This is a genomic window from Streptomyces sp. NPDC058796, from assembly GCF_042745235.1.
GTDB lineage: Bacteria > Actinomycetota > Actinomycetes > Streptomycetales > Streptomycetaceae > Streptomyces.
The window spans coordinates 312,109-324,799 of the sequence record NZ_JBHYOP010000009.1; the positions used below are offsets into that span (position 1 = coordinate 312,109).

Consider the following 12,691-nt stretch of genomic DNA (forward strand, 5'->3'; position numbering starts at 1 on the left):
CAGAGTGCCACCGGGGACCGACAGTGCCAGTGGGACGACGTCCGGGACTCAGCCCGTGCGGTGGGAGACCAGGAACTCGGACCACACGCACTTGCCGCCGCCGCGCGCCTCCACGCCCCACACGTCGGCCAGCGTCTCGACCAGGAGCAGCCCGCGTCCGGAGACGCCGTCGTCCCCGGCCTCACGGCGGCGCGGCAGCGCGCTGGAGGTGTCCTCGACCTCGACCCGCAACCTGCGGTCGGTGCCGGTGAGCAGCCGCAGGGTGACGATCGCCGAGCCCTCGGTGTGCATGAGGGCGTTGGTGACCAGCTCGTCGGCGACCAGTTCGATCTCGTCGCTCTGCCCCGTGGCGCCCCAGGCACGGACGGCGGCGCGGATCATGTGCCGGGCCTCCGTCAGCGCCTCCGGGTCGCCCGGCGGCACGTGCTGCTGGAGCCGGCCGAAGGTCCTCGGGGCGCCCGAGCCGTGGCGGCGCAGCAGGAGCAGCGCCACGTCGTCGTCACCGCGGCGCTCCTCGGCCACGTCGATGAGCCGGTCCGCCAGGTCCCGCACGTCCTGCGGGCCGGAGGCGACCAGCGCGGTCAGCACCTGGACGCCCTCGTCGAGGTCGGCGCCGGGCTGCTCTACCAGGCCGTCGGTGCACAGCAGCAGCGTGTTGCCCGGGTCCAGCTCCAGGGTGGAGACCGGGTAGGCGAGGCGACCGAACTCGGCGGACAGGCCGAGCGGCAGCCCGCCCTCGACCGGGACGCGGCGGCAGCTTCCGTCGCCGGACCGCAGCAGCGGGTCGATGTGCCCGGCGCGGACCACCTGCACCACTCCGGTGGCCAGGTCGGCCTCCGCGTACAGGCAGGTCGCGAAGCGGTCGGTGTCGAGTTCGTGGAGGAAGACGGAGGCCCTGGCCATCACCGTGGCCGGGGGGTGGCCCTCGGCGGCGTAGGCGCGCAGCACGATGCGGAGCTGGCCCATGACGGCGGCGGCGTGCGTGTCGTGCCCCTGGACGTCGCCGATGACGGCGCCGACGCGGCCGCCGGGCAGCGGGATCAGGTCGTACCAGTCGCCGCCGATGTCACGGCCGAGGGAGCCGCCGATGGAGGCCGCGCGGTAGCGGACGGCGACGTCGCAGCCGGGCACGCTGGGGATGGTGCGCGGCAGCATCGCCTGCTGCAGGCCCTCGGCCAGGTCCATCTCCTGCTCGTAGAGCATGGCCCGCTGGAGGCTCTGCGCGATGCCGCTGCCGAGCGCGACGAGGACGTTGCGGTCCTCCGGGGAGAAGCCGTGCCGGTCGCTGTAGAGCAGTCCGATGGCGCCGATCGGGCGGGCCTGGGCGATCAGGGGCAGGTAGGCGGCCGCCGTGATGTTCAGGTGGGTGATGTTCTGCCAGAGCAGGGGGTAGCGCTCGGCGAACTCCTGAGGCGACTCGATGAAGCGGGGGCTGAGCGTCCGTACCGCCTCGCTCATCGGGTAGGGCTCGTCGATCCGGGTGACGCGGGTGCCGGGGACGAAGCTGTTGTCGGGGCCGTCGGCGACCAGCCGGATGCGGCCGGCCTCGACCAGGCCCATGACGAGGCTGGTGGCGCCCAGCCGGGTGAGGCCGTGGGTGTCACGCAGGACCTCGATGACCTCGTCCACGGTGCGGGCGTGCGCGAGGGCGGCCGTGGCGAGCTGGACCACGTTGGTGAGCCTGCGGCGGGCCTCGTCCTGGGCGGCCTGCTCGCGGCGGGACTCGATGTCGGCGACCTCCTGGGTGGCGTCCCGGACGATGCCGATGATCCGGCGGGGACGGCCGGTCTCGTCCCGGCGGATGTATCCCTGGGTGCGGGTCCAGCGCAGGGTGCCGTCGCGGCGACGCAGGCGGAAGTAGGTGCCGTAGTTCTCGCTGCCGTCCTTCATGGCCCGGGCCACGATGGCGTCCAGGCGGCTGCCCTCGGCCGCGGGAACGCGCACCGACAGCGACTCGGGACGCCCGTCGTACTCCTCGGGGCGCAGGTCGAACACCTCGTGGGCCTGGGCGTCCATGTGGAACAGTCCCGTGTCCAGGTCCCAGTCGAAGCTGCCCATGCGGTTGAGCGCCAGGATCGGGTCCGGGTGGGCGGGCCAGTCCTCCGGGAGTGACGGGGCACTCGCTCCCCGATCAGCCATGGGCCCTACCTTGCCAGGATTCGCCCGATTCTTCGACTCCTGCTCCGCCGCCCGGGGCGTCGGGCGGGGGCCGACGGCCGACCGGGGGTACACAGGGCGTGACCGTACGAGAGGAGCGCGGCAGTGGAGTGGTTCACCGCACCCGACTACTGGACGGCGCGGCTGGTCTTCCAGCGGGGTCTGGCGGTCATGTACCTGGTCGCGTTCCTGACGGCGGCCCTGCAGTTCCGCCCACTGCTGGGCGAACGCGGTCTGACGCCGGTGCCGCGCTTCGTGGAGCGGGTGCCGTTCAAGCGGGCGCCGAGCCTGTTCCAGCTGCGCTACTCCGACGGTCTCTTCGCGGGTGTGGCGTGGACGGGCTGCGCGGTGTCGGCGGCGCTGCTGGCGGGGCTGGACTCGCTGCTGCCGCTGTGGGGCGCGATGCTGCTGTGGCTGGTGCCGTGGGTGCTGTACCTGTCCGTCGTCAACGTCGGGCAGACCTGGTACTCCTTCGGCTGGGAGTCGCTGCTGCTGGAGACCGGGTTCGTCGCCGTGTTCCTGGGCAACGACGAGGTCGCGCCGCCGGTCGTCGTACTGTTCCTGCTGCGCTGGCTGCTCTTCCGCGTGGAGTTCGGGGCGGGGCTGATCAAGATGCGGGGCGACGAGTGCTGGCGGAAGCTGACGTGTCTGGACCACCATCACGAGACCCAGCCGATGCCGGGCCCGCTGAGCTGGTTCTTCCACCACCTCCCCCGGCCTGTGCACCGCGTCGAGGTGGCCGCGAACCACGTCACGCAGCTCCTGGTGCCGTTCCTGCTGTTCACCCCGCAGCCCGTCGCCTCGGCCGCCGCGGCCCTGATGATCGTCACCCAGTTGTGGCTGGTGCTCTCGGGCAACTTCTCCTGGCTGAACTGGATCACGATCGTGCTGGCGCTGTCGGCGGTCCGGTTCCCGGCCGATCCGCCGTCCGTGGCCGCCGCTCCGCTCTGGTACGAGGTGGTGGTCCTGGCGGTGGCGGCGCTGCTGCTCTTCCTCAGCCACCGGCCGGTGCGCAACATGATCTCCCGGCGCCAGGTGATGAACCGCTCCTTCGACTCCCTGCACCTGGTCAACACCTACGGCGCCTTCGGGAGCGTCAGCCGGGTCCGGCACGAGGTGGTGGTCGAGGGCACCGCCGACGAGGTGGCCCGCGCGGACGGGGACTGGCGGGAGTACGAGTTCAAGGGCAAGCCCGGTGATCCGCGGCGCTGGCCGCGCCAGTTCGCGCCCTACCACCTGCGGCTGGACTGGCTGATGTGGTTCGCCGCGCTGTCGCCGGCGTACGCCGGTGCGTGGTTCGGCACCTTCGTGGAGCGGCTGCTGGAGAACGACCGCGCGACGCTGAAGCTGCTGCGCCGCTCGCCGTTCCCGCCCGACGCGCCGCCGCGCTTCGTGCGCGCCAGGCTGTACCGCTACCGGTACACGACGTGGCGCGAGCTGCGGGAGACGGGCGCGTGCTGGGAGCGGACGTACGTGCGGGAGTTCCTGCCGCCGACGCGGCTGACGGGAACCTCTCAGCGATCATGACGGGGCTCCGGCCCGGCGGACAGGGGCGGGCCGGGGCCTCGTCGGGTCGCTACGCGCGCTTGAGCCGCAGCGTCATCAGCTGGAACGGGCGCAGCCGCACGCCGATCCGGCCGCCGTCCGCCTCGACTGCCGGCTCCTCCCCGGCGAGCGGACGTTCCAGCAGGTCGGTGACGACCACCTCCGCGACCGGGAAGCCGGCCGTCAGCGTGGCCCGCACCCGGCCGCCGTGGGCCTCGTGGAAGCGGACCACGACGTCGCCGCTGCCGTCGTCGGCGAGCTTGACGGCGGTGACCACGACCGCGTCCCGGTCGGCCGAGACCAGCGGAGCGACCTCCCCGGCACCGGTGATCCGCCGCTCGGGCAGGTTGATCCGCCAGCCCTCGCGCACGGCGTCCCCGATACCCGCGCCCGGTACCAGCGCGTGCCGGAAGCGGTGCACTCCCTGGTCGGTCTCGGGGTCGGGAAAGCGCGGGGCGCGCAGGAGGGAGACACGCACGGTGGTGGTCGTACCGGCGTCGCCCTCGGTGCGGACGGTACGGGTGACGTCGTGCCCGTACGTCGAGTCGTTGACGACGGCCACGCCCCAGCCGGGCTCCTCCAGGTGCAGGAAGCGGTGGTTGCAGGCCTCGAACTTGGCCGCCTCCCAGCTGGTGTTGGTGTGCGTGGGCCGGTGGAAGTGCCCGAACTGCGTCTCGGACGCGTACCGCTCGGCGTGCACGTCGAGCGGGAAGGCGAGCTTGAGGAACTTCTCCGTCTCGTGCCAGTCGACCTCGGTGTCCACGTCCAGCCGCCGCTCCCCCGGCGCCAGCGTCAGCACCTGGGTGACGCGGGAGGAGCCGAAGGAGCGGGTGACCCGGACCGAGGCGCCGTCGTCGCCGGGGGTCACCTCGTCGGCGTCGGTGAGGTCGGTGACCGTGTTGCGGTAGAACGCGTCGACGTCCCAGGCGTCCCACATGTTCGGGAAGTCGGGGTGCAGCTGGAGCAGGTTGCCCGCCGTGCCCGGCGCGATGGTCTCCCGGTCGGCGGCGGGGTCGTACGCCGAGACGACCAGTCCGCGTCCGTCGATCTCGACGCGGAGCAGTCCGTTGTCGAGGACGTGTCCGCCGCCCGGGCGCGGGGTGAGTTCGGTGCGGCCGTCGGTGGCGGGAGCGGCGGCGGCGCCCGCCCGGACTCCGGCCCGGGCGTGCGGGGCGGAGTTGAAGACCAGCGGGGTGTCGCCCTCGCCGGCCAGGGTGCGCTGGGCCGCGTCGATGATCCCGTTCAGTTCGGCGGCGACCTTGTCGTAGGTGGCGCGGGCCTCGCGGTGCACCCAGGCGATGGAGGAGCCGGGCAGGATGTCGTGGAACTGGTGCAGCAGGACCGTCTTCCAGATGCGGTCCAGGTCCTCGTAAGGGTAGGGGAACCCGGCACGGACGGCCGCCGTCGCCGCCCACAGCTCGGCCTCGCGCAGCAGGTGCTCGCTGCGGCGGTTGCCCTGCTTGGTCTTGGCCTGGCTGGTGAGGGTGGCGCGGTGCAGTTCCAGGTAGAGCTCGCCCACCCAGACGGGGGGCTGCGGGTTCTCGGCCTCGGCCTTCTCGAAGAAGGCGTGCGGGGTCTCCCACTCGACCGTCGCCGAGCCTTCGAGGTCGCGCAGCCGGGCGGCCTTGGCGACCATCTCGCGGGTGGTGCCGCCGCCCCCGTCGCCCCAGCCGGTGGGGGCCAGGGAGTGCCGGGCGACGCCCTTGTCCTTGAAGTTCTTCGCCGCGTGGGCGATCTCGCTGCCCTTCATCGAGCAGTTGTAGGTGTCGACGGGCGGGAAGTGGGTGAAGATCCGGGTGCCGTCGATACCCTCCCAGCGGAAGGTGTGGTGCGGGAACTTGTTCGTCTGCGACCAGGAGATCTTCTGCGTCAGCAGGTACTTGGCGCCGGCCGCCTTGATGATCTGCGGGAGGCCCGCCGCGAAGCCGAAGGTGTCCGGCAGCCACGCCTCGTCGTTCTCGACGCCGAACTCGTCGAGGAAGAACCGCTTGCCGTGCACGAACTGCCGGGCCATCGCCTCCGAGCCGGGCATGTTGGTGTCCGACTCCACCCACATGCCGCCGGCCGGCACGAACCGCCCGTCGGCCACGGCCTTCTTGACCCGCGCCCACACCTCGGGCCGGTGGTCGCGCACCCACGCCCACTGCTGGGCCTGCGACATGGCGAAGACGAAGTCCGGCTCGTCCTCCAGGAGGGCGGTCATGTTGGAGGTGGTGCGGGCCACCTTGCGCACGGTCTCGCGCAGCGGCCACAGCCACGCCGAGTCGATGTGCGCGTGACCGACGGCGCTGATGCGGTGCGCGGAGGGGACGGCGGGGGCCGACAGTACCTCGGTGAGGCGGGAACGGGCGGCTTCCGCCGTGCCGTTCACGTCCTGGAGGTCGATGGCGTCCAGGGCCTTGTCGACCGCGCGGAGGATCTCCCAGCGGCGCGGCGACTCCACCGGCAGCTCGGCCATCAGCTCGCCGAGGACCTCCAGGTCCAGCACGAGGTTCCACACCGTCTCGTCGAGGACGGCGAGGTCCATGCGCGCGAGGGTGTACTGCGGTTCGCTGCCCGCGGTGTCCTTGTCGCCGAGTCGGGTGGGCACGAAGGGGTGGTAGTCGAGGATGACCGGGTTGGAGGCCGCCTCGACGTGCAGGCGCACCTCCTCGCCACCCTCGACGGGCGCGCCGATCCGCACCCACTGGTTGCGCGGGTTGAGGCCCTTCACCGGGGTGCCGTCGGGGCGGTAGACCAGGCCCTCGCACTGGAAGCCGGGCATGTTCTCGTCGAAGCCGAGGTCGAGGATCGCCTCGACGGTCCGGCCGGCCCACTCCTTCGGCACGGTGCCGGTGACGCGGAACCAGCTGGTGCCCCAGGGCGCGCCCCAGCGGGCGCCCACCTCGATGGGCTCGGGTTCGGCCGCGAGTCCCTCCTCGACCGGCACGGGCTCGCCGGGCGCGTTCCAGACCGCGACGTCCAGGGGTACGGACTCGGGGTACACGGCGGGGCGGACACGCTCGTCGAGGACGCGCTTGAGGCGGGCTTCGACCAGGTTGCGGTCGTCATGCATGCGGGTGCTCCTGGTTGACGGGGCGGGCGCGGGCGGTGTGGGGGGCGTACCAGGTGTGGGTCGCGGTGGCGGGCTGGGACGTGGTGTACAGCTCCCCCACCGCGCGTGGTTCGAACCGTGCGGAGGTCACGGGCGGGCGCCTGTCCGGCGGACGCGGAGTCCGTGCGGGGTGGGCGACACCTGGTCGGACGTGACGACCTCGGTGATGCCGCGGGCCGAAAGGTGTCCGGTGTCGGCGACGCGGGTGTCCAGGACGGTGGTGGGGCGGGCGCCGTCGGCGGCCAGGCGGAAGAAGGCTTCGAAGACCGGGCCGCCGGGGGCGCAGGCCGAGCGTGCCGCCGGGTCGGCGGGGACGGCGAGGGCGGTGGTGCGCGGGGCGGGGGCGGCGTGGGTTCCCTCGCGGGCCGCGCGGGCCGCCCCGGCCAGGACCCGGGCCGTGTCCTTCGGGCGGCGGTCGTTGGTCAGCAGCCCGAGCCCGTACTCCAGCTCGGGGAAGTCGGCCAGGGACCGGGACACGTCGTGGGAGCACCACCAGGTGACGCCCCACAGGCCGGGGCAGTCCAGCGCGTTGGTGATGGTCGCCTCGGTGAAGGCGGCGGCGTGCTCGGCGGGGACGAGGGGTGCGGGGGCGCCGACCTCCTGGAGCCAGACCGGGCGGTGCGGGTCGTCGGCCCAGGCCTTGCTCAGCTCGATCAGGTAGGCGGCGTGGTGCTCGCTGGGCACGGAGGCGCGGCCGTGGCGCTGGGCGGTGCCGTTGAAGACCCAGGAGTGCACCGCCGTCACGGCGCCCCGCCGGGCGGCCTGGGCCGGGGTGAAGGGCTGGTCGTCCTGGTACCAGGTCGCGTCGTACTCGGCGTGCAGGTGCATTCTCCCCGGGGCGCCCTCCTCGCAGGCGGCCAGCATCCGCTCCAGCCAGGCGTCGATCTGGTCGCCGGTGGCCCGGTCCGGGTCGGGGTGGGGCCCGGCGGAGAACTGGTTGACCTCGTTGCCGAGGGTCATGCCGAGGAAGTTGGACCGGCCGGCGAGGGCGGCGGCGAGGGTGCGCAGGTAGGCGGCCTGGCCGTCGATGACGTCGGGGTCGGTGAACAGGTTGCGGCGGTGCCAGGTGCGGGTCCAGGCCGGCAGGTAGTCGAAGCTGCTCAGATGGCCCTGGAGACCGTCCACGTTGACGTCGAGGCCGCGTTCGCCGGCCGCGTCGACCAGGGACACCAGGTGCTCGACCGCCCGCTCGCGGATCAGGGAGCGGTTGGGCTGGAAGTAGGGCCACAGCGGGAAGACGCGGATGTGGTCCACGTCCAGTGCGGCGATGGAGTCGAGGTCGGCGCGTACCGGGTCGAGGTCGAAGTCGAGCCAGTGGTGGAACCATCCGACGCTCGGGGTGTAGTTGACGCCGAAGCGCACGGGAGCAGGCATGCGGTGTCCTTCAGTGTCCTTGTGAGGGGGAAGCGGGCGGGTCAGCCCTTGACCGCGCCCTCGCCGACCCCGCGGAAGAAGTACCGCTGGAGGCAGGCGAAGAGGACGATCAGGGGCGCGACGGCGATGATCGTGCCCGCGGCGACGAGGCGTTCGTCGTTGGCGAAGGTGCCGTGCAGGTAGTTGAGGCCGATGGTGAGCGTGAAGTTCGACGGGTCGCTCAGCACGATCAGCGGCCACAGGAAGTCGTCCCAGGCGCCCATGAAGGCGAAGATCGCGACGACCGCGAGGGTGCCCTTCACGGCGGGCAGGGCGATGCGGAGGAACCGCTGCCAGACGTTGGCGCCGTCGACGAAGGCCGCCTCCTCGATCTCGTAGGGCAGGTTGAGGAACGCGTTGCGCATCAGCAGCACGTTGAGGGCGCTGACGCAGCCGGGCAGCACCACGCCGACCAGGGTGTTGTTGAGGCCGAGCTCCCGCATGGTGGTGAACTGGGCGATGATGATGCCCTCCACCGGGACGAGCATGGTCAGGATGAAGACCAGGGTGGCGACGCGGCGGCCGCGGTAGCGCAGCCGGGCCAGGGCGTAGCCCGCGAGCGCGGCGCCGACGCAGTTGGTCACGACGTTGGCGGCGGCGACCTTCAGCGAGTTCAGCGCGTAGTCCCAGACGGGGATGGTCTCGGCGACCCGCTCGTAGTTGTGCAGGGTGGGGTCGGAGGGCAGGAACTTCGGCGGGGAGCTGAAGATGTCCTCCGTCGGGCCCTTCAGTGAGGTCGACAGCTGCCACAGGAAGGGGCCGATGGTCAGGGCGAGCACGCCGAGCAGGAGCAGGTAGCGCAGGACGAGTTCCCAGACGCGTACCCGCCGGCCGTTCTCGTCGGTGATCCGGGGCTCCCGGGTGCGGGCCGGGGACGCGGCCGGCCGCTTCGCGGCGGGCCGGACCTTCTCCGTGACGCTCACGACTCCTCCTTCCGGTCGGCGCGCAGCACGAGCAGCATCAGGACGACGGTGACGGCGAAGACGACGACGGAGATGGCCGAGGCGTAGCCGACGCGGCCGGTCAGGCCGGTGCCGGTGCGCTGCACGAGCATGACGAGGGTGGTGTCCTCGCCCGCCGGGCCGCCGTCCGGGCCCGCCATCAGGTACACCTCGGAGAACACCTTGAAGGCGGCGACCGAGGCGAGGGCCGCGACCAGAACCATGGTGGAGCGCACGGCGGGCACGGTGACGGTGAGGAAGCGGCGGACCGGGCCCGCGCCGTCCACGGCGGCCGCCTCGTGCAGTTCGCGGGGCACGTTGGCCAGCGCCGCCAAGTAGATGATCATGTAGTAGCCGAGGCCCTTCCAGACCGTGACGGCCATGGCGCTGAGCAGGATCAGCCACTGGTCGCTGAGGAAGCCGATCCGGCCGACGCCGATGGTCTCCAGCACCGCGTTGACCAGGCCGCGTTCGTCCAGCATCCACACCCAGATCAGCCCGACGACGACGATCGAGGCGACCACCGGGGTGTAGAAGGCGGACCGGAAGAAGGTGATGCCGGGGATGCTCTTCCGCACCAGCAGCGCGAGCAGCAGCGGCAGCAGGACGAGCGCGGGCACGACCCCGAGGACGTACAGGGTGCTGTTGCGCAGGCCGATCCAGAACATGTCGTCGTGGAGCAGCTCTCGGAAGTTGGCCAGACCCACGAACTCGCCCGGGACCAGGGTTCGGCGGTCGGTGAAGGAGTTGACCAGCGTCGAGACGAACGGGTAGAGGATGAACGCGCCGGCGATCAGCAGGCCGGGTGCCGCGAACAGCCAGGGGCTGGTGGGCAGCTGGCGCCGCACCCGGCGCGTGCCGGAGGACACGGTGGAGCTCGCCATGACGCTCAGCCCTGCTGCCTCAGGAGCCGGTCACAGGCCTTGACAGCGTTGTCAAGAGCTTCTTCGGGGCTCTGCTTGCCCTGGAGCGCCTTGGCGACCTCGTTGCGCAGCTCGGTCTTCATCTGCTCGCTGAACAGCACGGGCGTGTAGTTGACGGCGGTCTTCAGCGACTTGGCGGCGGCCACCCGGACCCGGGTCTCGTCGGTCCCGTCCTCCTCGGTGAAGTACGGGTCGTCCAGCGAACCGGCGCTGCTGGGGAAGACGGCGACCTGCTTGGCGAACGACATCTGGTGGGCGGCGTCGGTGACGAAGCGGGCGAAGGCGACCGCGGCGGGCTTGCGGTCGCTCTGGGAGTTCACCAGCAGGCCCATGACGTACATGTTGACGTGGCCGGTGCTGGTGATCTGGTCGGTGATGCCGATGTTCTCGTACAGGCTCGGGGCCTGCTTCTTGAAGTTGGCGAGGTCGAGCGCGCTGCCGGGGTTCATGGCGACGGCACCGGTCAGGAACTTCTTGCCGGACGACTCGGGGGTGGCGGTGAGCGCCTGGGAGTCCAGGCCTCCGGCGTCGTACAGCTCCTTGTAGCGGGTGAGGAGTTCGACGCCCTTGGCGTCGTTGAAGGCGAAGGCCGTGCCCTCCTCGTTCATGAGCGGGACGCCGTAGCGGCCGAAGTCCTCGATGGTGGGCACGTTGGCGAGCGTGGCCACCTCGCCGTCGGTCTTCCGCGCGATCTCCAGGGCGGTGTCGAAGAGTTCGCCGTACGTCGTCGGCGGCTTCTCGGGGTCGAGACCGGCCTTTTCGAACAGGGACTTGTTGTAGAACAGCGGGCCGGTGTTGAGGTACCAGGGGAACGCGTAGGTCCCCTCCATGCCCGGCACCTGCTGACTGGCCCAGGCGGCCTCCAGGTAGTCCTTCCGGTACTGCCCGGCGGCCTCGTCCAGGTCGAGGGCGAGGCCGGCCTTGGCGAGCGGGGCGGCGAGGTCCGGGGAGACGTTGACGACGTCGGCCAGTGTGCCGCCGGCGGCGTCGGCGCTGATCTTGTCGGCGTAGCCCTCGGCGGGCTGGTCGACCCACTTGACGTCGGTGCCGGGATACTTCTTCTCGAAGTCGGCGATCAGGTCCTCGAAGTGGTCCTTGAAGTTGGCCCGCAGGTTCCAGGTCTGGAAGGTGATGTCGCCCTCGACCTTGCCGGAGGCGTCGGACGGACCGCCGTCCCCTCCCGACCCGCAGGCGCTGAGCGGCAGGACGAGGGCGGCTACGGCTGCGACAGCGAGGCTTCTGCGCGATGTGGGCACGGTGACACGTCTCCCTGGAGGACGTCGGAGGTGGGATGCCGATGACCATGCATGCCACGTTCGGAAAAAGTCAATGGATTCGCGGCAACTAATGCGTCCGGAAAGACATTAGTCCAGGTCAGAGCCCGCTCAGATGGCCTCTTGCCAGGTCCACTAATGCGCTTTAGGATCTTTCCACTCAAGCGCTTTAGCTCACGCTTTGGAGAAAGGAACGCGCATGCCGGCCAGACGGTCCGCCGCGCGCCGGCCGACGATGAAGGACATCGCGCGGCGGGCCGGGGTTTCCGAGAGCGCGGTCTCCTTCGCGCTGAACGACCGGCCGGGAGTCTCCGAGATCACCCGTGACCGGGTGCGCCGGGTCGCCGAACAGCTGGGCTGGCGGCCCAGTACGGCGGCCCGCGCGCTGTCCGGCGAGGGCGCGGCGACGGTCGGCTTCGTGCTGGCCCGCCCCGCGCACACGCTCGGCGTGGACTCGTTCTTCCTGCAACTGGTCTCCGGCATCCAGGAGGTGCTGGCGCGGCGCCATCTGGGGCTGCTGTTCCAGGTGGCCGAGGACGTCGACGAGGAGTGCGGGGTCTACCGGCGCTGGTGGGCCGAGCACCGGGTGGACGGCGTCCTGGTGGTCGACCCGCGCACGGACGACCCGCGTCCGGGCCTGCTCGACGAACTCGGGCTGCCGGCCGTGGTGATCGGCGGTGCGCCGGACCAGCGCCACCCCGGGCTGTCGACGGTGTGGGCGGACGACGCGGGCGCGATGGCCGCGCTGGTGGACGGGCTCTTCGCGCTCGGCCACCGGCGGATCGCGCACATCGCCGGACTGCCGGGCCTCGCCCACACCGAGCGCCGGATCCGGGCGCTGCGCGCCGAGGCGGAACTGCGGGGCCTCACCGAGGTGCAGTCGGTGACCACCGACTACTCCGACGCGGAGGGCGCAGCCGTCACCCGCCGCGTCCTGGAGACCCACGCTCCCCCGACCGCCCTCGTCTACGACAACGACGTGATGGCCGTCGCCGGGGTCGCCGCGGCGGCGGAACTCGGCTTCTCGGTGCCGGCGGACGTGTCGGTGGTGGCCTGGGAGGACTCGGCCCTGTGCCGGATGGTCAAGCCGTGGCTGTCCGCGCTGTCCCGGGACAGCGTGGAGTTCGGCCGCACGGCGGCGACGGAACTGACCGCCCTCCTGGACGGCGGCCCGGCCCGGACGGTCCGGGTTCCGGTGCCGCGGCTGATCGAGCGGGACAGTACGGGTCCGGCCCGGCCGGTCTGAGCCGCTCTGCGCCGGCCCTCGGCTCCCGCGCTCTCGACGCGGGGGTGTCCGGGCGAACAGAACGCCTCCTGCGTACTCGCCAGTAATCCCGCCCCACC

9 protein-coding genes are annotated in these 12,691 nt (G+C 71.8%); 2 read left to right on the forward strand and 7 right to left on the reverse strand.

The genetic code is table 11. The annotated features are described in order from the left end of the window. Positions 1-48 precede the first annotated feature (48 nt). A complete protein-coding gene (locus ACFW47_RS24055) occupies positions 49-2,139 on the reverse strand; it encodes a SpoIIE family protein phosphatase (protein WP_386277815.1) in 2,091 nt (696 codons plus the stop codon). A gap of 123 nt (positions 2,140-2,262) precedes the next feature. Here ACFW47_RS24055 and ACFW47_RS24060 point away from each other — a divergent pair, with 123 nt between their 5' ends. Then, a complete protein-coding gene (locus ACFW47_RS24060) occupies positions 2,263-3,684 on the forward strand; it encodes a lipase maturation factor family protein (protein WP_386306992.1) in 1,422 nt (473 codons plus the stop codon). Between the two features lie 49 nt (positions 3,685-3,733). Here the strand turns inward: ACFW47_RS24060 and ACFW47_RS24065 are convergent, their stop codons facing one another. The 6 genes from ACFW47_RS24065 to ACFW47_RS24090 are packed head-to-tail and all read right to left on the reverse strand — an operon-like array spanning position 3,734 to position 11,329. Next, entirely contained in the window at positions 3,734-6,757 is a 3,024-nt protein-coding gene (locus tag ACFW47_RS24065; protein WP_386306994.1) for an alpha-mannosidase, read from the reverse strand. Beyond that, on the reverse strand, positions 6,750-6,887 hold the full coding sequence (locus ACFW47_RS24070; RefSeq protein WP_386306996.1) for a hypothetical protein: 138 nt from the start codon (positions 6,885-6,887) through the stop codon (positions 6,750-6,752). Before ACFW47_RS24070 ends, ACFW47_RS24065 begins: the two co-directional genes overlap by 8 nt. Then, positions 6,884-8,170: a glycosyl hydrolase gene (locus tag ACFW47_RS24075; protein ID WP_386306998.1), complete on the reverse strand. Its 1,287-nt coding sequence runs from the start codon at positions 8,168-8,170 to the stop codon at positions 6,884-6,886. The genes ACFW47_RS24070 and ACFW47_RS24075 overlap by 4 nt, the downstream gene beginning before the upstream one ends. A gap of 41 nt (positions 8,171-8,211) precedes the next feature. Beyond that, a complete protein-coding gene (locus tag ACFW47_RS24080) occupies positions 8,212-9,132 on the reverse strand; it encodes a carbohydrate ABC transporter permease (protein ID WP_386277825.1) in 921 nt (306 codons plus the stop codon). After that, positions 9,129-10,034: a carbohydrate ABC transporter permease gene (locus tag ACFW47_RS24085; RefSeq protein WP_386277827.1), complete on the reverse strand. Its 906-nt coding sequence runs from the start codon at positions 10,032-10,034 to the stop codon at positions 9,129-9,131. The genes ACFW47_RS24080 and ACFW47_RS24085 overlap by 4 nt, the downstream gene beginning before the upstream one ends. A 5-nt stretch (positions 10,035-10,039) precedes the next feature. Continuing rightward, on the reverse strand, positions 10,040-11,329 hold the full coding sequence (locus ACFW47_RS24090) for an ABC transporter substrate-binding protein (RefSeq protein WP_386277829.1): 1,290 nt from the start codon (positions 11,327-11,329) through the stop codon (positions 10,040-10,042). Positions 11,330-11,546: 217 nt separating this feature from the next. On the opposite strand from ACFW47_RS24090, the gene ACFW47_RS24095 reads away from it, so the two are divergent. Beyond that, positions 11,547-12,593 (forward strand): LacI family DNA-binding transcriptional regulator, encoded by a 1,047-nt coding sequence (locus ACFW47_RS24095; protein ID WP_386277831.1) that lies wholly within the window; start codon positions 11,547-11,549, stop codon positions 12,591-12,593. Positions 12,594-12,691: the final 98 nt, after the last annotated feature.